Source organism: Myceligenerans cantabricum, from assembly GCF_054777735.1.
The window spans coordinates 313,639-340,184 of record NZ_BAAHAJ010000013.1 but is presented as its reverse complement, the minus strand read 5'-3'; the positions used below and the strand labels follow the sequence as shown (position 1 = coordinate 340,184).

The following is a 26,546-nucleotide window of genomic DNA, read 5'->3' as shown; positions in this document are numbered from 1 at the left end:
TGATCTCATATATGATCGTACGCCGAGGATTCCGTCATCGTGTGGGTGCTGTCAAGGGCCGGGACCGCGGCACTTCGCCGGAGCAGCCGCCCGAGCGGGCGCAAACAGATTTTCAGCCGAACTTCGCGGTTGGCGATAAAATTCCTGCGTGAAGATCGGCGAGTCCCGCTTGCACTTACTCCCCTAACGGTGTGTTATTGAGCACACAGCACTACCAAAGGGACGGTCGGGTACCCACGCGTCGGAAGTCCGTATTCAGGACACGCCGGCCGGGCGCTCGGTCCGGAGCGGCGGAACACGCGGCCCCGGTCACTCCGTCTTGTTGGCGAGAGCGGCATCCGGCTCGAGGAATCTCCCAGATGCCGTGCTCGTGGGGGACGAGAACTCGCCACCGTGCTGGTCGGGCCCGTCGCAGGGCCGGGATCGCGAACCGCTCGCGACGCGCCCGACCATCCGGCCGAATCGATACGGCCGCTGTCGCCGCACGGTTCGCGCCGCCGCTCGTGGGCCGATTCCGACCGTTCGCCACCTCCACGGTCCCGAACGCGAAGCGCGCCTCACGCCGCGGTCCCGGTACGTGATACCTATCACCTGTGGGACTAGACTTCAGTCAGGAGTCCGAACAAATTAGCCCCGCATGGTTCCTGCATGCCCCGCAACGATGCGCACCGGAGGTCCGATCGTGACAGACACACAGCCCGCAAGCCCGGCGCCCCAGTCGGGAGGCGGCGCCGGCCCGAGCCTCGAGAACCTGCTGCACGAGACCCGCGCGTTCCCGCCCAGCGAGGAGTTCGCGGCCCAGGCGAACGCCAAGGCCGGGCTCTACGAGGCGGCGAAGGCCGACCGGCTGGGCTTCTGGGCGGAGCAGGCGAACGAGCTGCTCACGTGGAAGACCCCCTTCACCGAGACCCTGGACTGGTCGGGCGCCCCCGTCGCCCGCTGGTTCGCCGACGGCACGCTGAACGCCGCCTACAACGCCGTCGACCGGCACGTCGAGGCGGGCAACGGCGACCGCGTCGCGTTCCACTTCGAGGGCGAGCCGGGCGACACGCGCACGATCACCTACGCCGACCTCCAGCGCGAGGTGAGCAGGTGCGCCAACGCGCTGGCCGGCCTGGGCGTGGTCAGCGGCGACCGCGTCGTGATCTACATGCCGATGCTCATCGAGTCCGTCGTCGCGATGCTGGCGTGCGCGCGCATCGGCGCGCCGCACTCGGTCGTGTTCGGCGGCTTCTCCGCCGACGCGCTGCGCAGCCGCATCGCCGACGCCGAGGCCAAGGTCGTCATCACCGCCGACGGCGGCTACCGCAAGGGCGCCCCGTCCGCCCTCAAGCCGGCGGTCGACGAGGCCGTCGGCCCGAAGGACGGCGCGCCGTCGAGCACCGTCGAGCACGTCCTCGTGGTCCGGCGCACCGAGCAGGACGTCGACTGGACCGAGGGCCGCGACGTGTGGTGGCACGACGTCGTCGAGACCGCGTCCGACCAGCACGAGCCCGTGTGGGTCGAGGCCGAGCACCCGCTGTTCATCCTGTACACGTCCGGCACGACGGGGAAGCCCAAGGGCATCCTGCACACGACCGGCGGCTACCTCACGCAGACGGCGTACACGCACAAGAACGTGTTCGACCTCAAGCCCGGGTCCGACGTGTTCTGGTGCACCGCCGACATCGGCTGGGTCACCGGCCACTCCTACATCGTCTACGGCCCCCTCACCAACGGCGCCACCCAGGTCCTGTACGAGGGCACGCCGGACACCCCGCACAAGGGCCGGTGGTGGGAGCTCGTCCAGAAGTACGGCGTCTCGATCTTCTACACGGCGCCGACGGCGATCCGTGCCTGCATGAAGTGGGGTGACGACATCCCCGCCGGATTCGACCTGTCGTCGCTCCGCCTGCTCGGCTCGGTGGGCGAGCCCATCAACCCCGAGGCGTGGATGTGGTATCGCAAGCACATCGGCGCCGGCGCGACGCCGATCGTGGACACCTGGTGGCAGACCGAGACCGGCGCCATCATGATCAGCCCGCTGCCGGGCGTCACGGCGACGAAGCCCGGCTCGGCGCAGGTGCCGCTGCCCGGTGTCGCGGCCGACGTCGTCGACGACGAGGCGAACGTGGTGCCCGACGGCGCGGGCGGCTACCTCGTGCTCTCCGAGCCGTGGCCGTCGATGCTGCGCGGCATCTGGGGCGACCTGGAGCGCTACAAGGAGACCTACTGGTCCCGGTACGAGGGCCTGTACTTCGCCGGCGACGGCGCGAAGAAGGACGAGGACGGCGACATCTGGCTGCTCGGCCGGGTCGACGACGTCATGAACGTGTCCGGTCACCGCCTGTCCACCACGGAGATCGAGTCGGCCCTGGTGTCGAACGACATCGTGGCGGAGGCCGCCGTCGTCGGCGCCGCCGACGAGGCCACCGGCCAGGCCGTCGTCGCGTTCGTGATCCTGCGCGGCGAGCACGCCGACCGCGCGGTGACGGACGCCGGCGCCGCCGAGGTGCAGACCGAGCTGCGCAACCACGTGGCCAAGGAGATCGGCCCCATCGCGAAGCCGAAGCGCATCCTGGTCGTGCCGGAGCTCCCGAAGACCCGCTCCGGCAAGATCATGCGCCGCCTCCTGCGCGACGTCGCGGAGGACCGCGTGGTCGGCGACGCGACGACCCTGGCCGACTCGACCGTCATGGACAAGATCGCGGCGGGGCTCAAGGCCCCGGCCGCCCAGGAGGACTGACACCCCGCGACCGCCGAGGCAGCACCCCGCACGACCGCGGCGCTGCCTCGGCGGTTCCGCTGCCGGGGCGGCGCCGTCGGCCCCGAGGACCACCCTGCGGTCCCGGCCCAGGTGATAGGGGAAGATGGGGACGTGTCCTCCACGATCGAGATCGGCCCGCTCGGCTCCGAGACCCGCCATGCCGTCCGGAACGTCGCAGCCGCCGCTGCCGGAGCCGACGGCGTCGTCCCGCTGTCCGAGCAGCCGCTGCTGAACCTCGCACGCGACGAGGCCTGGCTCACGCACGTCGTCGCCCGTGACGGTTCCGACGCCGGCGGCGTGGCCGGCTACCTCCAGGTCGACCGCTCGGGGCCGGTGGCTTCCGCCGAGCTCGTCGTCCACCCCGACCACCGCCGGACCGGCGTCGCGCGGCGGCTGCTGCACACCGCCGAGCTGGACGTCACGTTCCCCATGCGGTCGGGAGAACCGGGTGGCCAGCAGCTTCGCGTCTGGGCGCACGGAGACCTGCCGCAGGCCAAGGAGTTCGCGGCGGCCCTGGGCTACAGCCCGGTCCGCGAGCTGCGCTTCCTCGCACGCCCGCTCGACCACGACCCCTCGCTGCCGACCCCCGAGGACGTCACGCCCGACGAGGACTACGTGCTGCGCACGTTCCGGCCCGGCTCCGACGACGACGCCTGGCTCCGCCTCAACGCGAGCGCCTTCGCCGCGCACCCCGAGCAGGGCCGGCTCACGTCCGAGGACCTGCGCGCCCGCCAGGCCGAGCGGTGGTTCGACCCCGAGGGCTTCTTCCTGCTCTTCCCCGCAGCGGGCGGGTCCGACCCCGGGCCGGACCCGGTCGCCTTCATCTGGACCAAGATCGAGACCGGCCAGCCCACCGGGTCGCGGGACGGCGAGATCTACGTCGTCGGCGTCGCGCCCGAGGCCCAGGGCAGAGGGCTGGGCCGGCTGATGACCGACGTCGGCCTGGCGCACCTCGCGCACGCGGGCGCGGACCGGGCGGTCCTGTACGTCGAGGGCGACAACGCACCCGCGCTGTCCACCTACCAGCGCGCAGGGTTTCGGCAAGATGCTCGTCATGTTCAGTACTTCCGAGCGTGACAACATGAGGCCATGAGCTCCACGCGCTCCCGCGACCAGCACGGCAGGTTCGTCAAGCGGGCCGCGGCGTCCCCGGCTCCGGCACCGGACGCGAGGCCGGCGGTGACGGCGCAGGCCACCCGCCCGAACGACATCGCACGTCACGACCCCGCCGACCCGGACCTGCCGCCGGAGGCGACGCCCGCTTCCACCTCTTCCCGGCCCCTCACACCGGAGCTGGCCGCGCACATCGCCGAGCACATCGCCGAGGAGCCGGCCGACAACGCGGCGGTCGCGCAGGCCGTGGCGGCGAACGAGGTCGCTGCCCTTCCCGACGACCGCTTCCTCGAGCGGGAGATGTCGTGGCTCGCCTTCAACGAGCGGGTGCTGGAGCTCGCCGAGGACGAGAGCCTGCCGCTCCTGGAACGTGTCCGCTTCCTCTCGATCTTCGCGTCCAACCTGGACGAGTTCTTCATGGTCCGGGTCGCCGGCCTGAAGCGCCGCATCGCCGCCGGCCTCGCCGTGACCAGCGCCTCCGGGCTCAGTCCGCGCGAGGTCCTGACCACGATCTCGGAGCACGCCCACGTGCTGACCGCACGGCACGCGCGCGTGTTCTCCGAGCAGGTCCAGCCAGCCCTCGCGGCCGAGGGCGTCACGCTGTCGCACTGGGACGACCTGGACGAGAAGGAGCAGGACCGCCTGCACAAGTTCTTCCGCAAGCAGATCTTCCCGGTCCTCACGCCGCTCGCCGTCGACCCCGCGCACCCCTTCCCGTACATCAGCGGCCTGTCGCTCAACCTGGCCGTCGTGGTCGCCAACCCGTCCACGGCCAAGGAGCACTTCGCCCGGGTCAAGGTGCCGCCGCTGCTGCCACGGTTCATCACGGTCGACAAGCAGGGCAAGCCGCGCCGTCCCGGGACGAAGAAGGCCGACCCGCACCGCGGCCCGATCTCCTTCGTCCCGCTCGAGGAGATCATCGCCCAGCACCTCGACCAGCTCTTCCCGGGGATGGACGTCCGTGAGAGCCACACGTTCCGCGTCACCCGGAACGAGGACGTCGACGTCGAGGAGGACGACGCCGAGAACCTGCTGCAGGCGATGGAGAAGGAGCTCCTGCGCCGGCGGTTCGGCCCCCCGGTCCGCCTCGAGATCGCCGAGGGCATCAGCCCGCGCATCCGCGACCTCATCGTGCGCGAGCTGGGCGTGCGGGAGTCCGAGGTCTACGAGCTCCCCGCACCGCTCGACCTGACCGGTCTCACCCTGCTCGCGGACCTCGACCTGCCCACGCTGCACTACCCGCCGTTCGTGGGCGGGACCCACCGGCACCTCGCCGAGGTGGAGACCGCCAAGCCCACCGACGTCTTCGCGGCGATGCGGCGGCGCGACATCCTGCTGCACCACCCGTACGACTCCTTCTCCACGTCGGTGCAGACGTTCCTGGAGCAGGCCGCGGCCGACCCGCACGTGCTCGCGATCAAGCAGACGCTGTACCGCACGTCGGGCGACTCACCGATCGTGGACGCCCTGATCGACGCGGCCGAGTCGGGCAAGCAGGTGCTCGCGCTCGTGGAGATCAAGGCGCGGTTCGACGAGGAGGCCAACATCTCCTGGGCGCGCAAGCTCGAGGAGTCTGGCGTGCACGTGGTGTACGGGATCGTGGGCCTCAAGACGCACTGCAAGCTGTCGCTGGTGGTCCGCCAGGAGCCCGACGGCTCGCTGCTGCGGTACTGCCACGTCGGTACGGGGAACTACCACCCCAAGACGGCCCGCCACTACACGGACCACGGGCTGCTCACCTGCTCCCAGGACGTCGCCCAGGACCTGACGCGCCTGTTCAACCAGCTCTCCGGCTACGCGCCGCTGTCGAAGTTCCACCGGCTGCTGGTCGCCCCGCGCGCGGTGCGCGCCGGCCTCGTCGAGCGCATCGAACGTGAGACGGCCGCCGCCCGCGCCGGGCACGAGGCCTGGGTGAGGGCCAAGGTCAACTCCTGCGTGGACGAGACCGTCATCGACGCCCTGTACCGCGCCTCCCAGGCCGGGGTGAAGGTGGACCTCCTGGTACGCGGCATCTGCGCCCTGCGGCCCGGAGTGCCCGGGCTGAGCGAGAACATCCGGGTGCACTCGATCCTGGGTCGGTTCCTGGAGCACTCGCGCATCTTCGCGTTCGCGAACTCCGCCGGGCCCGCGATCGGGGAGGGACCGGAGGCCGGACCGGAGGTGTACATCGGCTCCGCCGACCTCATGCACCGCAACCTGGACCGCCGCGTGGAGACCCTGGTGCGGATCACGGACCCGTTGCACGTCATCGAGCTCACGGAGCTCCTGGACACCTCGATGGCCGACTCGACGTCGTCGTGGCACCTGCAGTCCGACGCCACGTGGGTGCGCCACTCGACCGGTCCGGACGGGCAGCCGCTGCGCGACATGCAGTCGGTCCTGATCCAGCGCCAGCGGCGTCGCCTCGAGCCCATCCGGTGACAGGGACGCTGGGGCCGGGCGACGCGCACGCTCCCGTGATCGACTCCGCCGGCGCCCTCGTGTGGCGCAAGCGGAGTGGCACGCTCCAGGTGCAGCTGGTGCACCGGCCCAAGTACGACGACTGGTCGTGGCCCAAGGGCAAGCTGGACCACGGCGAGAGCTCCCCGACGGCGGCGGTCCGCGAGGTCGCCGAGGAGACGGGCAAGCCGATCGTGCTCGGCCGGCCCCTCCCCGGCCTGCAGTACCTCACGCCGGAGGGCCGCGTGAAGCGCGTGCGCTACTGGGCGGCGCGGCGAGCACGCCGGGGGCACGACTCCTACGCGCTCTCCGCGCGGCCGCCGGTGGCGCCCGTGAACCGCCGGGAGATCGACGCCACGGAGTGGCTCTCGGTCGACGACGCCGCCCGCCGGCTGACCCGCGAGACCGACCGCGGCCCGCTCGAGGCCCTGGTCGCGGCCTACGAGGAGGGCCTGCTCAGCACCCGCACCGTCGTCATCGCCCGGCACGGGCTGGCGCTGCCCCGTGCCGCGTGGCACGGGTCGGAGCGAGACCGCCCGCTGACGCCCGTCGGCCACGCGCACGCGGCGGCCCTGGTGCCCGTGCTGGCCGCCTACGGCGTGGAGCAGGCGTTCAGCTCACGCTGGGAGCGCTGCGCCACGACCGTCGATCCCTACGTGCGGGCGGCCGGCCTGCGCCCGTCGTTCAGCGAGTACCTCACCGAGGCACAGCACGAGCGCTCCCCGTCCCGCGTCGCCGCGACGGTGCGCGACCTGCTCGCGGAGTCGGACGAGTCGACGGTGCTGTGCACGCACCGGCCGGTCATGCCGACCGTGCTGGACGCGCTGGCCCAGCACGCGCCGCGCGAGGTCGCGGACGTGCTGCCCACCCGCGACCCGTTCCTCGACCCGGGCGAGGCGCTGGTCGCGCACGTCGCCTCGGCCATCGAGGGCCCTCGGGTGGTCGCGGTGGAGCATCTGACGCCACCGCTGCACTGATGACGCTGCCGCCGCGCGGCACAGGGCGGACCCGGCGAGCCGAGCCACCGCCCTCCGGAACACCAGGGCGATGTGACGGTCGGGGGTTGCGCTCCACGCGAACACCAGGGGTCTCGCCGTAGGCCCGGTCAAAAGAGACACTTGACGGCATGGACGACCATCGCGTTCCCCGCCGCCCCGCCATGCTGGATCCGCGCGACGCCGAGGGCATCACCGGCGAGCTGGACCCCGCGATGCGCGACGAGGTCGCCCACGTCACCGCCCGCATCCTCGTCGACCGCGCCCGCACCACCGAGGACCCGGTGGTCGTGGACCGCCTGGTGCGCCTGGTGGAGCACGAAGGCCTCGACACCGTCGCGGAGCTCTGGGCGGACGCCGCGCCGTCGTCCCTGCCGGGCGCGCTGTGGCGGATCTACCTGCTGCGCGAGTGGGTGCGCCGCGACCTGCAGACCATCGTGCTGCGCTACCGGCTCGGCGTCGACGCCGCCCCGGTCAGCGAGGCCGTCGCCGGCGTGCCGAGCCCACCGGAGCCGGGAGACCTGCGGCAGCTGGCCGACGCCGTGCTGTCGGGCGTCTTCACCGGCGACCTCGCCGTCGCCCTGGAGCGCGCGGGCGCCTTCTGCCGGATCCTGTCCACCGGAGCCGCGTTCGACGCGGATGCCCGCGAGCACGCCGACCCCCGGAGCGCGGCCCGCATGACGCACGGCGCGAGCTCGCTGCTGCGCACCGCGGAGGAGCTGGAGCAGGCGGCCGGGCTCTGGCGCCAGGGCCTGCTGGAGTAGTCCTGCCGCCGGTTCAGCCGAGGACCAGCAGCAGCGGCCAGGTGACCAGGGCCGCGACCAGAGCCGCGGCGGGGATCGTCAGGACCCACGCGGTCGCGATGTTCCCGGCCACGCCCCAGCGCACGGCGGACAGCCGGTGCGTCGCCCCGACGCCCATGATGGCGCTGGTGATGGTGTGCGTGGTGGACACGGGCGCGTGCAGCACGAACGCGTTCGCGTACAGCACCACCGCGGAGACCGACTCGGCGACGAAGCCACGAGCGGGGTCCAGCTCGATGATCTTGCGGCCGAGCGTACGCATGATGCGCCAGCCGCCCGCGTAGGTGCCCGCGGAGATCGCCGCCGCCGCCGCCAGCTTGACCCACAGGGGGATGCCGGCGTCCGGGTCGGCCCAGCCCGCCGCCAGCAGCGCCAGGAAGATCACGCCCATCGTCTTCTGGGCGTCCTGGAGTCCGTGCCCGAGCGCCATCGCAGCCGCCGACGCCGTCTGCGCCATCCGGAACCGGCGGCCCGTGCGCGCCGGCGAGGCGTTCCGGAAGGCCCACAGCACGCCGATCATCACGGCGAACGCGATCCCGAAGCCCAGCAGCGGCGACACCACCATGGGCACCACCACCTTGTCCACGATCGCGGACCAGTGCACGACCATCCCGCCGGCGAGGCCGGCGCCGACGAGGCCACCGATGAGAGCATGCGTGGACGACGACGGCAGGCCGAACCACCAGGTGATCAGGTTCCATGTGATCGCCCCGACGAGGGCGGCGAGGACCACGACGAGCTCGACGTGGGTGCCGGCCCCGTCCAGGTTCACGATCGACGTCGCGATGGTCTCGGCCACCTGGGTGCCGAGCAGGGCCCCCACGAAGTTCATGACGGCCGCCAGGATCAGCGCGACGCCCGGCGTCAGCGCCCGGGTCGAGACCGAGGTCGCGATCGCGTTGGCTGCGTCATGGAAACCGTTGGTGTAGTCGAACGCGAGAGCAAGGGCCACCACGACGACGACGAGTGCGGCCTCCACTCACGACTCCTTGAGGGCGATCGTCTCGACCATGTTCGCGACCTTCTCGAAGTGGTCGGCGGCGTCCTCCAGGACGTCCACGATCTCCTTGAGCTTGATGAGCAGGATCGGATCGGTGACGTCGTCGAACAGGTGCGCGATGAGCTTGCGGTGGAGCTTGTCCGCCTCGTTCTCCAGCCGGTTCACCTCGACCCAGTAGTCCGCGAGCTTGCCCATGGTGCGCAGCCGCGGCATGGCGTCCGCGGTCAGCTCGGCGCACCGGTGCAGCACCTGGACCTGGTCGGAGACCCGGCGCGGCAGCTCGTCCACCTTGTACAGGACGATGAGGTCGGCGGCCTCCTCCATGGAGTCCATGCAGTCGTCGAGGGCCGAGGTCAGCCGGTAGATGTCGTCGCGGTCGAAGGGGGTGACGAAGGTCTGGTTGAGTCGCCGCATGATCTCGTGGGCGGCCTCGTCGGCCTGGTGCTCGGTGTCGCCCAGGCGGGCGGCCAGCTTCTCGCGGCCCTCCCGATCCGCTCCCAGCAGCTCCGCCAGGAGCGAGGCTCCCGTGACGAGGTGCTGCGCCAGCGTGCCCAGCAGGTCGAAGAACGTGGTGTCCCGCGGAGTAAGGCGCAGACGCACAGGTAGCTCCAGGAAAGAGGTGGATCGAACTGGCTCAGCGTAGAGCCGCTTGAGCGATGATCGCCAACCAGATTGCACTTCTTGACTCCTTCGTGACACACGACACGAAGTGCTGGTCCGGGAGCCGGAGCAGGGAAGAAGTCCTGGAGAAGGTAGGGGCGACACCGGACCGGGAGCGCCTCTCGGCGCGGGGCCGCTCGTAGCGGCTGAAGATGGAGCCCGGGGCTACCGCAGCCCGGCGTCGCCGGAGACCATCCTAACGGCCGTCCGCCGAAATCCAAGGCCTTGCGCACGTGACGAATCTCGCGCGGCCGTGTCGCACCATGCCGAGTCGACGGTGCGGATCTAGCATCGAAACCGGTAACGAACGCCGAGACCCGCCGTCCGAGCCAAGGGAGACGTCATGTCCAGCACCCCGCAGACCGTCCCGACCTCTTCGCACTCCGCGCATCGCCGGGCCCTGGTCCTGGCGATCGCGGCGGCGGTCGGCGGGTTCCTCTTCGGCTTCGACTCCTCCGTGATCAACGGGGCGGTCAATGCCATCGAAGGCCAGTTCGAGCTGGACTCCACGGTCACCGGGCTCGTCGTCGCCGTCGCCCTGCTGGGCTGCGCGCTCGGCGCGTGGGCGGGCGGACGTCTCGCGGACCGCTGGGGCCGGACCCGGGTGATGCTCCTGGGCGCCGTCCTGTTCCTGGCCTCGGCGATCCTGTCCGCACTCGCCTGGTCCGCGCTCGACCTGGCGCTGTGGCGGTTCATGGGCGGGATCGGGATCGGGATCGCCTCGGTCATCGCGCCCGCCTACATCGCCGAGGTCGCACCGGCGGCGATGCGAGGCCGCCTGGGCTCGCTCCAGCAGCTGGCGATCACCGTCGGCATCTTCACCGCCCTGCTGTCCGACCAGCTGTTCGCGACCGCGGCGGGCGGCGCCGCGGAGGAGCTGTGGTTCGGCTGGGAGGCGTGGCGCTGGATGTTCCTGGCGGAGGCGGTCCCGTCCGTGGTCTACGGCGCCCTCGCGCTCCGCATCCCGGAGTCGCCCCGCTTCCTCGTGGCGGCGGGCAGGGGTGACGAGGCACGCGCGGTCCTGACCAGCGTGCTCGGCCAGGAGGAGGACATCGACGGCCGGATCAGGCAGATCGAGCGCTCCATCGAGGCGGACGAGTCGAACGCACGCCTGGGCTCCATCCGGGGCTCGGTGCTGGGTCTGAAGCCGATCGTGTGGGTGGGCATCCTGCTCTCGGTGTTCCAGCAGTTCGTGGGAATCAACGTGATCTTCTACTACTCGACGACGCTCTGGCAGGCGGTCGGGTTCGAGGAGTCCCAGGCGTTCACCGTCAGCACGATCACGGCGGTGACGAACGTCGCGGTGACGTTCATCGCGATCGCCCTGGTGGACAAGGTGGGCCGCAAGGCGCTCCTCCTGGTGGGCTCCGCCGGCATGACGGTGATGCTCGGCGTCATGGCGCTGGCGTTCACCCAGGCGAGCGGGGCCGCGGAGGACATCCAGCTCACCGGCGCCTGGGGCCCGGTCGCGCTGGTCGCCGCCAATCTCTACGTCGTGTTCTTCGGTGCGACCTGGGGCCCGGTCGTGTGGATCCTGCTCGGCGAGATGTTCCCCAACCGCATCCGGGCGGCAGCCCTCGGCGTCGCGGCGGCCGCGCAGTGGCTCGCGAACTTCACGATCACCCTCACGTTCCCGCCGCTGCTCTCGGCGTTCGGCGCCTCGATCCCCTACCTGCTGTACGGGATCTTCGCCGCGTGCTCCTTCGTGTTCGTCCTGACCCGCGTGCGCGAGACGAAGGGTGTCGAGCTCGAGGACATGCCCGAGGACACGCGGACCCGGCGGCACTGACGGGCGTGGCCGGCTCCCCGGACCCGGCCACGCCACCCGGCTCGACCGTTCGACGCATCACCTCCTGATTGGTTGCTTGGCGCAAGCATCTTGGCGTATTGTTGCTTGCAGCAACCAAGGAGTCGAGATGCACCACGAGCGCCCCGTCACGAGCCCGCCGTCCGGCGTCGGCACCGCCGACCTGGTCGACGCGCTCACGCTCCTCGGCCGCACGCAACGTGTCGCGGCCGAGCGGACGGCGCGCGATCTGGGCTGGCCTCGCGCAGGACTCGGCGTCCTGCGGATGCTCGGCTGCTCCGGCGCAGCACCGCTGTCCGACGTCGCCGCCGCGCTCCAGGTCGACCTCTCCGTCGCGAGCCGCCATGTCGGCGCCCTCGCCGACGCCGGCTACGTGGTCCGCGCGGTCGACGAGGACGACCGCCGGGTCCGCACCGTCGAGATCACGGACGCCGGCCGCGCACTCGTCGAGCGCACGAACGAGCAGTTCGCCCAGCTCGCCGAGCGCATGTTCGGGACATGGTCCGAGGACGACGTCGCCGCAGCGGTCATCCAGCTCCGCCACCTCACGGACGCCATCGGCGCCACGCACGACATCGACCCACACCAGAACGTCTCGAGGATCTGAGCCCATGAGCAGCACCACCACACAGAGCGCGGAAGCACCGCCGTCGACCCCGTCGACCGGCTCCGCCCCGATGTCCCACCGCCGGGTCCTGGAGGCGCTCTCCGGGATCCTGCTCGGCATGTTCGTCTCGGTCCTCGCCATGTCGGTGGTGTCGAGCTCGCTGCCGAGGATCGTCACCGACCTCTCGGGGTCGCAGTCGTCGTACACCTGGGTCGTCGTCGCGACCCTGCTGACCTCGACCATCACCGTGCCGATCTGGGGCAAGCTCGCCGACCTGTACAACCGCAAGACGCTGGTGCAGGTCGCGCTGGCGATCTCGGTCGTCTCCGCGGCGTTCGCCGGGTTCTCGCAGGACGTCGGGCAGCTCATCACGGCGCGCGCGTTCCAGGGCATCGGGGCGGGCGGCCTGCAGGCGCTGTCGGTCGTGCTGATCGCCGACATCGTCAGCCCGCGCGAACGCGGGAAGTACATGGGGCTGGTCGGCGCGTTCATGGGGGTCGGCATGGTCGGCGGACCGATCCTCGGCGGCTGGCTCACCGACACCTTCGACTGGCGCTGGAACTTCTTCGTGGGCCTGCCGTTCGCCATCGCGTCGATCATCACGCTGCAGCTCACGCTCAAGCTCCCGAAGCGGCCGCGCCGCAAGGCGAAGATCGACGTCGTCGGCGCCGCGCTGATCTCGGCCGGGATCGCCTCGCTGCTGCTGTGGGTCACGTTCGCGGGCGACAAGTTCGACTGGGCCTCCTGGCAGACGGCCGTGATGGTCGGCGGAGCGCTGCTGGCCCTGGTCGCCGCCGTCCTCGTCGAGCTGCGGGTCGACGAGCCGCTGATCCCGATGCACCTGTTCCGCAACCGCACCCTGGTGCTCGCCGTCATCGGCTCGGTCGCCGTGGGTGTGGCGATGTTCGGCACGTCGGTGTTCCTCAGCCAGTACATGCAGCTCGCGCGCGGCAAGACGCCGACCGAGTCCGGCCTGCTGACCATCCCGATGGTCGCGGGGATGTTCCTGACGTCGACCGTCGTCGGGCAGATCATCACGCGGACCGGGCGCTACAAGCCGTTCATGGTGGCCGGCGGAGTGCTGCTCACCGGCGGCCTGGCCCTGCTCTCCACCATCGACTTCCGCACCAGCCTGGTCCTGGTGAGCGTCTACCTGTTCCTGCTCGGGTCAGGCGTCGGCATGCTGATGCAGAACATGGTCCTGGCCACGCAGAACACGCTGCACATCAAGGACTCGGGGGCCGGCACGTCCACGGTGGCGTTCTTCCGCTCGCTCGGTGGCGCGATGGGCGTCTCGGCGCTCGGTGCCGCGTTCGCCGTCCGGGTCAGGGACGGGATCACCGACGGCATGCAGGCGATCGCGGGCCGGCTCGCCGCGGCGGGCATCGACCCGTCGCAGCTCGGCGGCGGCTCCGACGACAGCCTGCCCGACCTGTCGACCATGCCTCCCGTCGTGCGCGAGGTGATCGAACGGGCCTACGGCGACGGCATCGCGGAGATCTTCCTGTTCGCCACTCCGCTGGCCGCGATCGCCCTGGTCTGCGTGCTGCTGATGAAGGAGATCCCGCTCGGGCACAAGTCGGGGCTGGAGCAGATGAAGGAGTTCGACACCGCCGGGTGAGCCGCCTGAGACCGGGCACAAGGTGAAATAACCGGCCGACATCCGGTCGCCACTGTGCCCCGTGGCCCTGACACGGAATGATGGGCCCATGTCCGAGACATCGACGGCCTCCGGCGACGGCGCCCATCCAGCGGATCTCGCTCCGTTCACTGCCCTGGAGCACGAGATCCGGCTGATCATCCGCCGTGCCCAGTCCGCGGGCACACGGATCGCAGAACGGGTCCACCCGGAGCTGGAGGCCAGCGCCTACCCGCTGCTCGCACACATCGCGCAGAACCCGGGGACGCGCGGCTCGGACCTGGCCGCGCACTTCGGTGTCGGGCGGGCGACGGTGTCACGACAGCTCAGCCGGCTCGCCGACCTCGGGCTCGTGGAGCGCGACATCGACCCGGAGGACAGCCGCGGACAGCGGATCACCCTCACGGCGGACGGCGCCGCCCGCTTCGAGCGAGCGCGCGCCAACCGCATCGAGATGTTCGCGGGCGCACTGGCCCGCTGGGACCGCGAGGACGTGCAGCACCTGGCCGACCTGCTCCACCGCTACTCGGCGGACCTGGTCGCCTGGCAGTCGCAACGCCGCTGAGCGAAGGGCTCAGCCCTGCTCGGCGACGCCCTCGGGGATCTCGTCGAAGGTCAGGCTGATCGAGTTCATGCAGAAGCGGTCACCGGTCGGGGTCTGCGGGGCGTCGTCGAACACGTGGCCCAGGTGCGAACCGCAGCGCGCGCACCGCACCTCGGTCCGGACCATCCCCATCGACCGGTCCTCCAGCAGCTCGACCCGGTCGCCGGCGAGAGGGCTGTAGAACGACGGCCACCCGCAGTGCGAGTCGAACTTGGTCTCGGACCGGAACAGCTCGTTCTGACACGCCCGGCAGCGGTACACGCCCACGCGCTTCTCGTCGAGCAGCTCGCCGGTCCAGGCACGCTCGGTCCCGGCCTTCCGGAGCACCCCGTACTCCTGCGCGGACAGCTCCTCGCGCCACTGCTCCTCGGGCTTGGACACCTCGTACGTCATCGCTCGCCTCCACTCGGTACGTCAGGAGCCGGGCGGAACGACGATCGCGTCTGCACCGGCTCCTGCGTCAACCTATCCGGCAGGGCTGATGTTCCGCCCGCGGCCACGCCCGCCCCGGCGCCGACGCCGGTTGCCGCCCCCGTTGCCGCCACCGCCGGTGCCCGAGCCGCTCCCGGCGGCCTCCGCGGGACGACCGCCACCACCGCGCCGGCCCTCGCCGGCGGGGCGCTCGCCCGTCCTCCCGCCACCGTGCCCGGCCGCGCCGTTGCCGCCCGCGCCGCCACCCTGCGCGCCACGACGGCGCCCGCCGCCGCTGCGGCCGCGGCCCTGGCCGCCACCGTTCCTGCCGGACCGCGGGGCCGCCGTCGACCCCGCGCCGCCCTGGACGGGCGGCGGCGCCTGCTCCACGAGCGGTGCCATCTCACCCACCAGGTCCGACACGATGTGATCACCCGGGACCACGGTGCGCGGACGCGCCGAGATCTTCGCCTTGCGGGTGAGCACGCTCATGTCGCCGCGCTGCTCCGGCAGCATCACCGTGACGACGTCCCCGACCGAACCGGCGCGCGCCGTGCGCCCGGAACGGTGCAGGTACGCCTTGTGCTCGGCCGGCGGATCGACGTGCACCACGAGCTCGACGTCGTCCACGTGGATGCCGCGCGCCGCGATGTCCGTCGCGACCAGCACCTTCACGTCGCCCGACGTGAAGGCCGCGAGATTCCGCTCGCGCGCACCCTGGCCGAGGTTCCCGTGCAGGTCCACTGCGGGCACGCCCGACGTCGTGAGCTGCCGCGCGAGCTTCTTGGCCTGGTGCTTGGTCCGCGTGAACAGGACGCGGCGGCCCGTGCCCCGCGCGAGCTGGTGCACCACGTCCTTCTTCGCGTCGCGGTCCGCGACGGCGAGGATGTGGTGCGTCATCTGCGGCGGCGGAGCGGCGGCGTCGTCCACGGAATGCGTCACGGGCTGCTTCAGGTACCGCTTGATCAGCACGTCGACACCGTTGTCCAGGGTCGCGGAGAACAGCAGCCGCTGGCCGTCGCGCGGCGTCCGGTCGAGGATGCGCTTCACGCCGGGCAGGAACCCGAGGTCGGCCATGTGGTCGGCCTCGTCCAGCACGGTGACGTCGATCGCGTCGAGCGACAGCACGCCCTGCCCGAGCAGGTCCTCGAGCCGCCCGGGGCACGCCACGATGATGTCGACCCCGGCCGCCAGGGCCTGGACCTGCTTGTTCTGGGAGACGCCGCCGAAGATCGTCGTCGTCCGCAGCCCCATGGTGCGCGCGACGGGCGCGAGCGCCTCGTCGATCTGGTTCGCGAGCTCGCGCGTCGGGCAGAGGATGAGCCCGCGCGGCCGCTTCCGCGCGCTCGACGACGGCCGGCCGGCTCCCGAGCCGGCGGCCAGCCGGGTCACGAGCGGCAGCGCGAACGCGAGCGTCTTGCCGGAACCGGTACGCCCACGGCCGAGCACGTCACGCCCGGCGAGGGAGTCCGGCACGGAGGCTGCCTGGATGGGGAAGGGTTCGGTGATACCGCGGTCGGCGAGCGAACGCACGACGGCGTCGGGCAGGCCGAGTTCGGCGAAGGTTGTCACAGGGTGCGTGGCCTCTCAGGGCTCGTTGCTGGCTTCCGCCGCGCAGCAACCCGGAGGGAACCTCACGACGCCGGGCGCGCGGGTTCGCGCTGCCCTCGATAAAAAAGTGTCTCACGTTCTTGTGGTTCGATGGCCCGCATGACGGACTTCTTCGCCCAGGCCGGCGACGTGCTCGGCACCATCTGGAGCGCCGCGATCACGCCGGTGGACGCGCCGTCCTCCGTCCTGGTCCTGACCATGTGCGGGGTCGCGCTGGCAGTCGTCCTGTTCCGGCCGTCATGGCGCCTGACCAGGCATGTCATCACGATCGCGCACGAGGCGGCGCACGCGTTCGCCGCGCTCCTGACCGGGCGGAAGCTCGAGGGGATCCGTCTGCACTCGGACACGTCGGGCGTGACGGTGTCGCGTGGCCGGCCGCGTGGTTTCGGGATGATCGTCACAGCGTTCGCCGGGTACGTCGGGCCGGGCGTGATCGGGCTGGGGGCGGCCTGGCTGCTGCGTGAGGGCTACGCCGTCGGGCTGCTCTGGCTGCTCGTCCTGCTGCTGGCCCTGCTCCTGGTGCAGATCCGGAACCTGTTCGGGCTGTGGTCGATCCTCGTCAGCGCGGCCGCGCTCATCTTCGTCTCGTGGTGGCTCTCGCCGGACGCGCAGATGGGGACCGCGTACGCCGTGACGTGGTTCCTGCTGTTCGGCGCGGTACGGCCGGTGCTGGAGCTGCAGGTACAGCGTGCCCGCGGACGCGCGCCGTCGTCGGACGCCGACCAGCTCGCCGGGCTCACGAACGTTCCGGGACTCGTGTGGGTGGGGCTGTTCCTGCTCGTCACCGGCGGCTCGGTGCTGCTCGGCGGCGGATGGATCCTCGCCGCAGCGGTGTGACGCGACCGGGGCAGCGCGCCGACGATACGGCGCGCTGCCCCGGTGGACGAACCGTGCGGCTCGTCGACGTTTTTCGGCGAGGCCTCAGGCCTGGACCAGCACGAAGCCCGGACCTTCGGTGTCAGGCTGCACGTCGAGCGTCAGCTCGTCGAGCGCGGCGGAAGCCGCCTGGTCGACGAAGACATGCGTGGTATCGGACTGAGCAACAACCTGGTCCTCGATCTCAGGACCCTGGACGAGCACGAGCTCGAAGTTGCCCGGCTGACCCGTTGCCTCCGCGATGCGAAGGCCACCTTCGGCAGGAACCTGGTTCTCCTGGACCAGGCCCTCGACTGCTGTGCGGGCGTTGTCGGTCACGGTGAGCACGGCGGGCTCCTCTCGTCGGTGTCGTGACACGCCCCACCGAATCAAGGAGCGAGCGACACCGCAAGCGCGCAACGCGGCGGAGACGACATCTCCGACGATGAGGGCATCACTCCGCCGCCGCGCCGAGTAGGGTGAAATCTGCGGCTGACTTCGCGCTGACCTGGGTAGGCTGAGGCGTCGCGCGCCGACCAGGCGCCACGGGCCTCTAGCTCAACTGGCAGAGCAGCGGACTTTTAATCCGCGGGTTCTGGGTTCGAATCCCAGGGGGCCCACCAAAGTCTGTCTCTGACCTGCACAGACAGACCAATGCCCGTGGTCCGATCGAACACACGATCGGACCACGGGCACTGTCACGGGCACCGTCAGGCCGCGTCGCCCGCCTCGTCGCCGTCGTCGGACCGCTGGAACAGTCCGTCGAGCGGGCTCGACGCGCTTCCTACGATGCGGCGGCCCATGTACACGTCCTGCGTCATGGACGGCCGAGCGTGCCCGAGCTGGTCCGCGATAGCCCGTGCCGTCGCCCCGCCGCCGTCGAGCAGCGTCGCGACCGTGCGCCGGGCCGTGTGCGACTTCACCCAGGCGAATTCCTCCCCACGGGCCTTACGGAGATCCTTCCCGGCGTTGCCCACGTCTCGGAGGCCACCCTTCGAGTCCGGGAAGACCAGCGCGTCCGGAGCCTGCCCGTCGGCACGACGACGGAGCATCACGACGCACCAGTCCGAGAGCCGGAGTGCCCGCTCCGAGGTCTCCGTCTTGACCGGCTTCCGGATGAGGCCACGACCCTTGACACGGCCCACGGTCCACTCGATGTGGACTACGCCGGCGTCCAGGTCCACCTCGGACCAGCGGAGCGCGAGAGCTTCGCCGAGACGTACCCCCGTGGCGAGCAGGAAGCGCATCAGGTCCGGGAGGTCGCGACGCCTGGCGAACGTGTCGCCGTCGAGCCGTTCGAGGAAGCTGGACACCTCTTCGCGGGTGAGCGCACGAGGCGCGGAGCGCCGCCCTGCCTCCAGCCGTGCGACATCGCGCACGGGATTGGCGCGGAGCACGTCGCGCCGAACGAGCATCCCGCATGTCCCGTTCAGGATCGCTCGGACCGCCTTCGCCGTGGCGAACCCCTTCCGACGCCGCAGCTCGTCGATGAACCGATCGACCCTGCCCGCCGTGAGGTCCGCGATACGCACGCGGCCGATGGTCTTGTAGACCTCGACGCGCGCGTACCGCTCGTACTGGTCCAGCGTCGTCGGGGCTCGCGAACCCTCGTTCACGAGCACGCGGTACGCCTCCAGCCACTCGCGGACGGCTTCCTCGAGCGTCGCTCCCTTCTTGAGCGTGCCGTCCGCCGCCATGGCGGCATCGATGTTCCGTTTCGCGGTCCGTCGAGCTGCCTCCTTCGTCTTCCCGACGCCGGTCCCCTTCCGCTTCACGCCGTTCAGGTCGCGGTACGCCTGCCGGGCCCGCCACCCCGAGGGGGTCTCCTCGTAGGAGACCTCCCCGCGCTCCCCCGGCTCCAGACGGCGCTTCACGATGCGACCCCGGTCGGGAGGTCGGCGACCCAGGCGTGCACGTCCTGAGGGCGGTACCGGATGTACTTCCCGACGCGCCGCGACGCCGGCCCCTTGCCCGACGAGCGCCAGGCGTACAGCGTCGCGACGGGAACTCCGAGGAACTCGGACACGTCGTCGATGGTCCACAGTCGGTCGATCTTCGCGGTGGGGTTCGTGGTTCGCGTGGTCACTGTGCTTTCGTCCTTTCGGCGGTTACTTCGTGGCCGGGCGGTCGGGCGGCCGGGTGCTAGTGCTAGAGCGCGCGGTCTGTCCGTCCGGCGGGTATGTGAGGGCCGTAGCTCGGCTACAGGCGGGGGTACTAGCGGCCTAGATCGGCGGTATCTCGCGGTTCTGGGTGCTAGTGCTTCGACTAGCGCTAGGCGACCTCCGCCTAGCGTCCGAGGGGTGAGCGAGGGGATGAGGGGTGACGGGTGTCACCCCTTGATGTCACGGCTAGATTCGGTGTCTGACCTGGGGTTTTAGCCGTGAGGGTGAGGGGTGACGTCACGTCACCCCTCACCCCCTCGCGGGCGGGGCTACTCGCGGAGCCGGAGCAGGGTGCGGGGCTGTCCGCGGTACTCGTCCTCGTGGCGCTCGATCAGGCCGCGTGCGATGAGTTCGTCGATCGCGGTGTCGAGGTGCTGGCGCAGGTTCGGCCCGAGGCCGCGCTTGACCGTGCTGGCCGAGACCGGCGTGGTGGTGAGCTTGTCCAGGACCTTCTTCGCGGTGCGTTCGACGATGGCGGTGTCGTGGTGCTCATCGAACGCGGCCCGTGCCTCTGCTCGCTCGCGTGCGGCGCGCTGGGCGTCGGCGTGTAGCGCGTCGCGCATCCGGGCGCGGGTGCGGTCGGAGACGGCCATCACGTAGCCGGCCAGGTGCCAGTCGGGTTCGGTGACGTCGGTTCGCCGGGCGAGCAGGGCGAGCAGGGCCGCGACCTTGAGCCGGACGAGAGACTGTTGCCCGTCGTCGTCGGTCACTTCCTCCCGGAGTCGGGCGCGGCCTTCGGCCTGGAGTTCGGCCTTGATCGAGGTCGCCACGTGCAGGAGGGTGTGGCGGGGCTCGGTGGTCAGGACCGGGCTGGACCAGTCCAGCGGCTCCGGGGCGGGTGGGAGTGTGTCCGGTGCGTCGGGGTCGGTGGCGGGCATCCACAGGAACCGCTGGGGCGTGCCCCCGGCGTCGTCGCTCAGCAGTGGTCCAGCTTTGCGCGGCTGCACGCCCGCGACGAGCGCGGCCCGGTAGGAGTGGGCGGGTACGAGCTTGCGGCGTGTGGCGTCGGCGTTCTGGAAGCCCAGGGCCTCCCCGGAGAACATCTTGCGCACCTCCGAGGCCGTGGTGGACGCCTGACGGCCCAGCAGGGCCGTCAGGGTGTCGACCTCGGGCACGTCGAACCACACCGAGTGCGGCGCGGGGATGTCCTGGCCGTCATCGTCGGTGTCGGTGAACACGTGCGAGATGCCCTCGCCCGAGCCCAACGGCCGTTCCGTGATGAGCCGACCGCCACCGGGCGGCACCGCGAGGAAGCTCGCAGCGGCGCGCGTGGCCACACCCTTGCCGACACCGGACGGCGCGACCAGCCCGACGAACACGTTGAGCGAGGCCACGGCGGAACGGTCGTTGCCTCGTGGCGGGAGCACCACGGACGGCGGGACCGACAGCGCCACGCGGGCCAGCACGCACCCGAGCACGGCCCACGGTGAGGCCATCGCCGCACGGGCGTACTGGCGCACGGCCGACAGTTCCGGGCGGGAGTCCCAGAACCCGAGTCCCACGGTCTCCACGTCCAGCGCGCTGTCCGTCGTCCTGTCCGTGTCACCTTGCGTACGGGCGGACATGTCCGTCGCGTCGAGGGGTAAGGCGGGTGCGGGGGTGACGTGATCGTCTCCCGTGGTGTTCACTGGGTTGGGGCTGTTCATCGTGTTCCTTCCTGGCGGTCGGACTGGTGGGAGTTCTGTCCGGACGTCCGACCCCTGGCCGGGTCGGGTGTCCGCGTGTCCGGGGCGGACAGTTGGCGCTGTCCGCCTCGGTGCTGTCCGGGCTGGTGTCCGCCCGAATGTCCGCCGGGGTGTCCGGGTCGCGTGTCCGCGTCCGGGTGCCTGTCCGCCCGCGCCGTGCGTGGGGTGAGGCCGTAGCGGTGGGCGAGGTAGGCGGGGTCGAACCCTGCTCGCGCCAGCGCGTTCGCCAGCTCGCGGCGCTCGGCCTCGCTCGGGATCGCAGCGGCCGGCGTAGGTGGCGGTTCGGTGCGGGCCAGGTGGGCGTCCAGCCCGCGGGAGTGGCGACGACGCCGTTCGATCGCGTGGAGACGGGCTCTCGCGGCGGTCGCGGCGCGGCGGCCGGGTGGTAAGCCGTGCCAGTCGTGGCCGGGCCTCGGGGCCTCGGCGGATGCCGTGGTGGGCATTCGAGGGTTCCTCTCGGTGGGTGTGTTCCTGGCCGTGTGGCCGGGGCTTGAGGGCGGTAGCGGTAGCGGGTCTGGGACCCTGCCGAGGGGCCGTAAACCGGGTTTACAGGGGTCCTGGCTTGGTGGGGCTCTCGCGCTACCTGGGGCCGGGATCGTTGGAATCTCGCGGATTCTGGGGTAGCGCGCCGGGTAGTGGCGGCGCTACCGGTAGCGGGTGCTTGCGCTACCTTCGCGGGCCGTCGTCGGGGTCAGTCGCGGTCGGTCCAGCCCGCACGCCGCGTGTTGCCCGCCGCCTGGGAGCGGGCCAGGATCGCGTCCGTCTCGGCGCGACGGACGGCGGCCTCGCGCTCCTGCTGGGCGAGGAACCCGTCCACGTCGTCAGACGGGAGCACGTCACCGCGCAGCTCGATGTACAGGTCGTTGGCCGCGTCGTAGCCGAACGCGACACGGTGGACCTCACACGCCGCCATGTCGTGGTCCAGCTTCCGACCCGGCAGACCGGCCTCCGTGCCCATCGCCCACGCGTCCTCCTTGACGAAGATCCGCACCTCCCTCGCGTGCACGTGCGTCTCCATGACGCGGTGCTGACCGAGCCGCCCGATCAGCGCGCCCGCCTCCACGAGCGCGTCCAGCAGCGTGCGCGGCTCACCCGCCGCGATCGACGTCACACTCTCCGTCGTCGTCATGCTCATCGTTCCCCATCCCTTCGGGTTACCCCCCTAACGGTTAGGGGGCTTACGGAGAAGGTAATGGGGGGTTACCCCCGTGCGCAACCCCTGGAGGGAAATCCCCCCTAACTTCTTCCGGCATACTGGGACTCATGGACCCGCGAACGTTGCAGGAAGCCGCCACTCTCACCGACCCGATCGAGCGTGCGCGCGTGCTGACGCGGATGATGACCGAGGACCAGGGACTCCTTGACGCCGCCGCCCGGTACCGCCGCCAAGCCATCGCTGACGCGCGCGAGGGAGGCATGTCGCGCGAGCAGATCGCATCCGCTCTCGGCGTCACGCCTCCACGCATCACGCAGATCGCCAAGGGACCAGTCGCGAAGGCGCCAGAAGCATCCGCCACACCAGCACCCCGCGTCCTGGTCCAGCGGAGCATCCCGACGCCACCCTCCGTCCGTGGCAGCGTGAGCCTCTATCTCGTCGAGGCAGAACGCCAGGGCATCAAGGCGGATCGGAAGATGCTCTACATCGGCTTGGAGCCCGCCACCGAGCACGTGGCAAACGCCTTGCACGTCGAGACCGGCGACGACGTCGTCGCGCGCCGGAAGATGATGTTCGCGAACGAGGTCCCCGTCCGCATCGCGACGTCGTACTTTCGCGCGGACCTGTTCGCCGACACCCGCATGAACAAGCCCGACTTCGTACGCCCATCGCTCCAGGCCGCGCTGGACGAACTCGGGTACACGTTCGGCCGCGCGGAGGAATTCCTCATCTCGCGTCGGCCGACGATCTTTGAGCGCGAGACCCTGGAACTCGAACCTGATGAGTGGGTGGTCCAGGTGCTTCGCACGAGCTACAGCGCAGAAGACACCCCGGTCCACGCACTGGAGACCGTGTGCGCCGCAACGCGCCACCTGTTCCCCATCGGCCAGGTAGCCGGCGCCGACGAGTTCTGATCCAACCTAGGGCTGACCAGGCTTACTGTCGACCTGTTCAACGATCCATAGGACCCCATCGGGGGCCACGTCGAACTGCACGGCTCGACGACCCACTGCTACACCCTCGGGTGCACCGCACTGCATGGAGTCCGGGGTAGGAGTCTGTTGGAGTCGTCGGTGGTACGGAGCCGCACGCAGGACCGCCCCATGTTCGTTGTGAATCGTGAACCCAGATTCGTGCTGGCCGACCTGAAGTGTCGACCCTGCGATCCCGACACGCACCCAGTCAGGATATGGACTCGAGGGTTCAAACTTTTCCGGTATCTGGCCAAACACGAGGTCCAGATCAGCTGCCCATCCGTCCAGGGGACGAGGGATCGTCACCCGAGCACTACTGGCGCGCCTCGGCACACGCGTCAGAGCGTCAGGGAGCGCACAAGCCTCGGGCGTCACTCGTATCCGAATAGCGAGAACGCCGAGTTGCTGCGACACGCCAGGGAAATGCAACGGCCATCCGTCCCGTGGTGGCAGCAGCCCCAGGGCCGGGGCTTCCTTGATCCCCTTTCCACTGCGCGGGTCGGGCTCGACTCGGAAGTGCCCTCCCGAGGGGTGGCGAGGATCCACACCGTGCAGACTGACCTTGAGCCCGCCGAGGTCCGCGTTCGTGAGGTAGAACGATGTTCGGTGCGCCCACAGATGCCAGGTACTGGAGAGCGGGCCCTGATCGGTACCGACATTGACATAGAGACGGAACCGCTTCTTTCCACCCATGCGTCGGAAGGTATCGGACGGGCGTCGTCACGGGCACCGAGCCACGGAGAACGACCGAAGGTAACCCCCATTACCCCGCGATCACGACAACAGTAATCCCGGGTAACCTGCACGGGGAAACGTCTCCGCGGGTTCCGGGTTCGATCCCCGGGGGGCCCACCTTCGCTCCAGGTCAGGAGTGGTTCCCGACCTGGGGTGCGCCCGTTACGGGGTTCGCATCCAGCGGAAACCCACCGCTATCGCACCCGCTGTCCTGCCGAGGCTTTCACTCGATCTGCCTGTAACGAACGAACTCCACAGCGAAGCCGGCCTCGCCGTCGCTCAGTTCGAGGTTGGACGGACTGAACGTCACGCCGAATCTAGCGATGATGGAAGCATCCCAGTTGGCGTCGACCATCCCCGGCGACGATGTGTAGATGTGGCTCCAGCCCTGCGCTTGTGCATGAGCAGCCGGGACCACGGCTTCCAGTCGCACTCGCAGTGGCTGTTCGAACTCTACGTACACCTCTCCCCCCGGGAGCTCACGCGTAAGTGCGGTCTGGAGTTCACCGCGATCGTGAACCTGGGCAACAGTCGCGTCGCTCGCTTCAAGCGGCAGCCGTGCCGAGGCAGGTTCCATAGCGGTGTCCTCGTACCCCCATGGGCCGAGGTACACCTCTGCGAACGTCAACTCGCGGTCAACGGCCGCGTCTTCCGCGGGTACCTCCTCGGTCGCTGGACTGACACGATCGATCACCCACCGTCTCAGGTCGGTGATGAGTTCCAGGGAACCAGAAAGTTCGTCTACTTCAGACTGCAACTCACGGCAGAGTTGGTCCGCTTCCCCTCGGAAGGCCTTGTCGCGGGTCGCGAGATAGACGGTGTGCCCACGCTCGACGAGGAGTCGTGCACTCAACCACACCAGCGTGTCCCTATATCCCCCGCCCTTCCCATCGAACGGAGGGACTCGGTCGGCCGCCCTCTGCACCACCAGGGCGTGACTGTCTTCCGGCCATGGCAGTGTGACGATGCCATAACGCCGGAGTGCGTCAGAAAATAGTTCGGCATAGCCGGTCGTCGGAGACGGATGAAATGCGGCAGGCAAACCGAGCCGCCGTCGGGCGTTGTTTTGCTTCAGCATGGCCTGGTGTGCTTCTTCTACAGCCCGGCCGTGATTCGCCACGGTCTCGACGAAGACTGATGCGGGGATCGCGATGCGAAGATGAGGGATACGTGCAGCCTGGCGATAGGTGACGCCGGAAAGCGACCAGTCGGAGGCAAGCTCGGTGCTGTCGAGAACCAAATAGGCCGGGAGGTCTGCGCTCGGGCTCATGTCGCATCTTCCCACGTGGCGCAAGGTCCGCGGCCATGCGGGCCCTCCTCGGCGGGCGTCGGAGGAGACCTGGTAGACCAGGCGGACCGCGCGCTAGGGTAAAGCATGACAAGTCCTGATGAGGTCGCAGTTGTGCCCATCGACGTGGAACACCTACTCCTTGACTGGGCGAACCCCCGGCTCGCGGCAGAAGATCATGACCCCGAGCGTTCGCAGGCGGACCTCGTTGCGATCATGGATCGGAAGTACAACGCCCTCGCCGTCGCTCAGTCCATCGCGAGACACGGGTTCTTTCCAAGCGAACCTCTCATCGCAATCGTCGAGGGAGATAACTTCAGGGTCCTCGAAGGAAACCGCCGGCTCGCTGCCCTGAAGGGCATGCGCGACGACCAACTCAGGGAGCGGTTGGCGCAGGAGAACCGCGGATGGTCACGCTTGGACGTCAGCCGTGTCCCGGCTCGGGTGCCCGTCCTCATCGTCGAACGAGAAGAAGACGTAGACCCTTTGCTTGGATTCCGGCACATCTCCGGTATCGATCCATGGTCTCCATACCAGCAAGCACAATTCATCGCCAAACTTGTCGACGAGAGGGAAATGCCCTTAGAGGCTGTAGCTGACGTAGTCGGGCGCCCGCTGACAGAGGTGCGATCCATGTATCGCGATTTCGACATTCTGCGCCGAGGGCAATCGTTGAAGGTGGACGTTAAGTCCGCTCGGGACCGTTTCGGCGTTTTCACCGCCGCGATGGGTAGGCCCGCGATCCGCGCGTTTATTGGAGCGTCCGACCCTGCTGAAGTTGACCCTGAGTACGAGCCTTTCGAAGACGAGAAGGCGCCCGAGTTCGAAGAGTTGCTCGGTTTCTTGTTCGGTAGTCCGACTGAGACACGGGTCGTCGGCGACTCCCGCCAGATCAAGGATCTCGTTGCGGTCTTCCGAGATGAGAGCGGGGCGGCGCTGCAGGAACTAAGAGCCACGCGGGACCTCGGGGAGGCGCTGTCTGCGCTCGGGCAGCCTGACGCTCAGGTGACCCGTGCGCTGTCGCTGGCGAACCGACATCTCCGGCGAGCTATAGAAGCGACCCCGGGCGCACTATCCGCTGAGGCGGTCACTGAACTTTCAACCGCACAGTCGCTAATCGAGCAGTTGACGGCGAAGTCAGAGGCCACGTCGTGACCGTATATTTTCGGACGGCGGAGGTTGATGCGTTTAGTCCCAACGCTGTTGCGGACACAGTTGAGGTCCAGTTGCTCGCTTCGGGCGACGCGTATTTGTCG

The 26,546-nt window shown here is 70.0% G+C and carries 22 protein-coding genes and 1 tRNA gene; 13 read left to right on the top strand and 10 right to left on the bottom strand.

The features are described from left to right. Positions 1 to 661: 661 nt before the first annotated feature. The 5 genes from acs (at position 662) to ACYU96_RS18690 (ending at position 8,057) form a co-directional block, all read left to right on the top strand. Positions 662 to 2,725, top strand: a complete 2,064-nt coding sequence (gene acs, locus ACYU96_RS18710) for an acetate--CoA ligase (RefSeq protein ID WP_460756981.1) — start codon at positions 662 to 664, stop codon at positions 2,723 to 2,725. Positions 2,726 to 2,857: 132 nt separating this feature from the next. Beyond that, a complete protein-coding gene (gene mshD, locus ACYU96_RS18705) occupies positions 2,858 to 3,823 on the top strand; it encodes a mycothiol synthase (RefSeq protein ID WP_460756978.1) in 966 nt (321 codons plus the stop codon). Between the two features lie 12 nt (positions 3,824 to 3,835). Next, positions 3,836 to 6,280, top strand: a complete 2,445-nt coding sequence (locus ACYU96_RS18700) for an RNA degradosome polyphosphate kinase (RefSeq protein WP_460756976.1) — start codon at positions 3,836 to 3,838, stop codon at positions 6,278 to 6,280. After that, the gene (locus ACYU96_RS18695) at positions 6,277 to 7,275 is read left to right on the top strand and encodes an NUDIX hydrolase (protein ID WP_460756973.1); all 999 of its coding nucleotides are present in this window, start codon (positions 6,277 to 6,279) and stop codon (positions 7,273 to 7,275) included. The genes ACYU96_RS18700 and ACYU96_RS18695 overlap by 4 nt, the downstream gene beginning before the upstream one ends. A 149-nt stretch (positions 7,276 to 7,424) precedes the next feature. Beyond that, complete coding sequence (locus tag ACYU96_RS18690; RefSeq protein WP_460756971.1) at positions 7,425 to 8,057, top strand: hypothetical protein; 633 nt, start codon at positions 7,425 to 7,427, stop codon at positions 8,055 to 8,057. A gap of 13 nt (positions 8,058 to 8,070) precedes the next feature. Here ACYU96_RS18690 and ACYU96_RS18685 read toward each other — a convergent pair whose 3' ends face one another. Together ACYU96_RS18685 and ACYU96_RS18680 are read right to left on the bottom strand one after the other, a co-directional pair. Continuing rightward, the gene (locus ACYU96_RS18685; protein WP_460756968.1) at positions 8,071 to 9,075 is read right to left on the bottom strand and encodes an inorganic phosphate transporter; all 1,005 of its coding nucleotides are present in this window, start codon (positions 9,073 to 9,075) and stop codon (positions 8,071 to 8,073) included. Next, positions 9,076 to 9,696 carry a DUF47 domain-containing protein gene (locus tag ACYU96_RS18680; RefSeq protein WP_460756965.1) on the bottom strand — a complete coding sequence of 207 codons (621 nt, stop codon included), beginning with the start codon at positions 9,694 to 9,696 and terminating at the stop codon, positions 9,076 to 9,078. 403 nt (positions 9,697 to 10,099) lie between these two features. Between ACYU96_RS18680 and ACYU96_RS18675 the strand changes: the two genes are divergently transcribed. From ACYU96_RS18675 to ACYU96_RS18660, 4 genes are all read left to right on the top strand, one after another. Beyond that, complete coding sequence (locus ACYU96_RS18675) at positions 10,100 to 11,545, top strand: sugar porter family MFS transporter (protein WP_460756963.1); 1,446 nt, start codon at positions 10,100 to 10,102, stop codon at positions 11,543 to 11,545. 127 nt (positions 11,546 to 11,672) lie between these two features. Beyond that, positions 11,673 to 12,170 (top strand): MarR family winged helix-turn-helix transcriptional regulator, encoded by a 498-nt coding sequence (locus tag ACYU96_RS18670; RefSeq protein WP_460756960.1) that lies wholly within the window; start codon positions 11,673 to 11,675, stop codon positions 12,168 to 12,170. Positions 12,171 to 12,174: 4 nt separating this feature from the next. Further along, positions 12,175 to 13,791 (top strand): MDR family MFS transporter, encoded by a 1,617-nt coding sequence (locus ACYU96_RS18665; protein WP_460756958.1) that lies wholly within the window; start codon positions 12,175 to 12,177, stop codon positions 13,789 to 13,791. A gap of 88 nt (positions 13,792 to 13,879) precedes the next feature. Continuing rightward, positions 13,880 to 14,374, top strand: coding sequence for a MarR family winged helix-turn-helix transcriptional regulator (locus ACYU96_RS18660; RefSeq protein ID WP_460756955.1), 495 nt, complete (start codon positions 13,880 to 13,882; stop codon positions 14,372 to 14,374). Between the two features lie 9 nt (positions 14,375 to 14,383). Here the strand turns inward: ACYU96_RS18660 and msrB are convergent, their stop codons facing one another. Together msrB and ACYU96_RS18650 are read right to left on the bottom strand one after the other, a co-directional pair. Beyond that, positions 14,384 to 14,806 (bottom strand): peptide-methionine (R)-S-oxide reductase MsrB, encoded by a 423-nt coding sequence (msrB, locus tag ACYU96_RS18655; protein WP_460756953.1) that lies wholly within the window; start codon positions 14,804 to 14,806, stop codon positions 14,384 to 14,386. A 72-nt stretch (positions 14,807 to 14,878) separates the two neighbouring features. Next, on the bottom strand, positions 14,879 to 16,396 hold the full coding sequence (locus ACYU96_RS18650) for a DEAD/DEAH box helicase (RefSeq protein WP_460756950.1): 1,518 nt from the start codon (positions 16,394 to 16,396) through the stop codon (positions 14,879 to 14,881). 138 nt (positions 16,397 to 16,534) lie between these two features. Between ACYU96_RS18650 and ACYU96_RS18645 the strand changes: the two genes are divergently transcribed. Beyond that, positions 16,535 to 17,272: a M50 family metallopeptidase gene (locus ACYU96_RS18645; protein WP_460756948.1), complete on the top strand. Its 738-nt coding sequence runs from the start codon at positions 16,535 to 16,537 to the stop codon at positions 17,270 to 17,272. 84 nt (positions 17,273 to 17,356) lie between these two features. On the opposite strand, the gene ACYU96_RS18640 is transcribed toward ACYU96_RS18645, so the two are convergent. After that, the gene (locus ACYU96_RS18640) at positions 17,357 to 17,638 is read right to left on the bottom strand and encodes an iron-sulfur cluster biosynthesis family protein (RefSeq protein WP_460756945.1); all 282 of its coding nucleotides are present in this window, start codon (positions 17,636 to 17,638) and stop codon (positions 17,357 to 17,359) included. Positions 17,639 to 17,837: 199 nt separating this feature from the next. On the opposite strand from ACYU96_RS18640, the gene ACYU96_RS18635 reads away from it, so the two are divergent. After that, positions 17,838 to 17,913: transfer RNA gene (locus tag ACYU96_RS18635), tRNA-Lys, on the top strand. 87 nt (positions 17,914 to 18,000) lie between these two features. Here ACYU96_RS18635 and ACYU96_RS18630 read toward each other — a convergent pair. The 4 genes from ACYU96_RS18630 to ACYU96_RS18615 all read right to left on the bottom strand — a co-directional run bounded on the left by ACYU96_RS18630 (position 18,001) and on the right by ACYU96_RS18615 (position 22,272). Continuing rightward, positions 18,001 to 19,164, bottom strand: coding sequence for a tyrosine-type recombinase/integrase (locus ACYU96_RS18630; RefSeq protein WP_460756943.1), 1,164 nt, complete (start codon positions 19,162 to 19,164; stop codon positions 18,001 to 18,003). Further along, positions 19,161 to 19,376: a helix-turn-helix transcriptional regulator gene (locus ACYU96_RS18625; protein WP_460756940.1), complete on the bottom strand. Its 216-nt coding sequence runs from the start codon at positions 19,374 to 19,376 to the stop codon at positions 19,161 to 19,163. Before ACYU96_RS18625 ends, ACYU96_RS18630 begins: the two co-directional genes overlap by 4 nt. A gap of 345 nt (positions 19,377 to 19,721) precedes the next feature. Beyond that, positions 19,722 to 21,017, bottom strand: a complete 1,296-nt coding sequence (locus tag ACYU96_RS18620; RefSeq protein ID WP_460756938.1) for a hypothetical protein — start codon at positions 21,015 to 21,017, stop codon at positions 19,722 to 19,724. 811 nt (positions 21,018 to 21,828) lie between these two features. Next, positions 21,829 to 22,272, bottom strand: a complete 444-nt coding sequence (locus ACYU96_RS18615) for a hypothetical protein (protein ID WP_460756935.1) — start codon at positions 22,270 to 22,272, stop codon at positions 21,829 to 21,831. A gap of 128 nt (positions 22,273 to 22,400) precedes the next feature. On the opposite strand from ACYU96_RS18615, the gene ACYU96_RS18610 reads away from it, so the two are divergent. Then, entirely contained in the window at positions 22,401 to 23,207 is an 807-nt protein-coding gene (locus tag ACYU96_RS18610) for a UTRA domain-containing protein (RefSeq protein ID WP_460756933.1), read from the top strand. Positions 23,208 to 24,225: 1,018 nt separating this feature from the next. On the opposite strand, the gene ACYU96_RS18605 is transcribed toward ACYU96_RS18610, so the two are convergent. After that, positions 24,226 to 25,272: a PIN domain-containing protein gene (locus tag ACYU96_RS18605; RefSeq protein WP_460756930.1), complete on the bottom strand. Its 1,047-nt coding sequence runs from the start codon at positions 25,270 to 25,272 to the stop codon at positions 24,226 to 24,228. 105 nt (positions 25,273 to 25,377) lie between these two features. Between ACYU96_RS18605 and ACYU96_RS18600 the strand changes: the two genes are divergently transcribed. Further along, positions 25,378 to 26,445 carry a hypothetical protein gene (locus ACYU96_RS18600; RefSeq protein WP_460756927.1) on the top strand — a complete coding sequence of 356 codons (1,068 nt, stop codon included), beginning with the start codon at positions 25,378 to 25,380 and terminating at the stop codon, positions 26,443 to 26,445. The last annotated feature ends 101 nt before the right edge of the window (positions 26,446 to 26,546 follow it).

Coding starts and splice junctions, on each gene's coding strand:
- acs (WP_460756981.1), top strand. CDS start 662: ATGCGCACCGGAGGTCCGATCGTGACAGACACACAGCCCGCAAGCCCG.
- ACYU96_RS18700 (WP_460756976.1), top strand. CDS start 3,836: ATGAGCTCCACGCGCTCCCGCGACCAGCACGGCAGGTTCGTCAAGCGG.
- ACYU96_RS18690 (WP_460756971.1), top strand. CDS start 7,425: ATGGACGACCATCGCGTTCCCCGCCGCCCCGCCATGCTGGATCCGCGC.
- ACYU96_RS18675 (WP_460756963.1), top strand. CDS start 10,100: ATGTCCAGCACCCCGCAGACCGTCCCGACCTCTTCGCACTCCGCGCAT.
- ACYU96_RS18670 (WP_460756960.1), top strand. CDS start 11,673: ATGCACCACGAGCGCCCCGTCACGAGCCCGCCGTCCGGCGTCGGCACC.
- ACYU96_RS18665 (WP_460756958.1), top strand. CDS start 12,175: ATGAGCAGCACCACCACACAGAGCGCGGAAGCACCGCCGTCGACCCCG.
- ACYU96_RS18660 (WP_460756955.1), top strand. CDS start 13,880: ATGTCCGAGACATCGACGGCCTCCGGCGACGGCGCCCATCCAGCGGAT.
- msrB (WP_460756953.1), bottom strand. CDS start 14,806: ATGACGTACGAGGTGTCCAAGCCCGAGGAGCAGTGGCGCGAGGAGCTG.
- ACYU96_RS18645 (WP_460756948.1), top strand. CDS start 16,535: ATGACGGACTTCTTCGCCCAGGCCGGCGACGTGCTCGGCACCATCTGG.
- ACYU96_RS18620 (WP_460756938.1), bottom strand. CDS start 21,017: ATGTCCGCCCGTACGCAAGGTGACACGGACAGGACGACGGACAGCGCG.
- ACYU96_RS18615 (WP_460756935.1), bottom strand. CDS start 22,272: ATGAGCATGACGACGACGGAGAGTGTGACGTCGATCGCGGCGGGTGAG.
- ACYU96_RS18610 (WP_460756933.1), top strand. CDS start 22,401: ATGGACCCGCGAACGTTGCAGGAAGCCGCCACTCTCACCGACCCGATC.
- ACYU96_RS18605 (WP_460756930.1), bottom strand. CDS start 25,272: ATGAGCCCGAGCGCAGACCTCCCGGCCTATTTGGTTCTCGACAGCACC.
- ACYU96_RS18600 (WP_460756927.1), top strand. CDS start 25,378: ATGACAAGTCCTGATGAGGTCGCAGTTGTGCCCATCGACGTGGAACAC.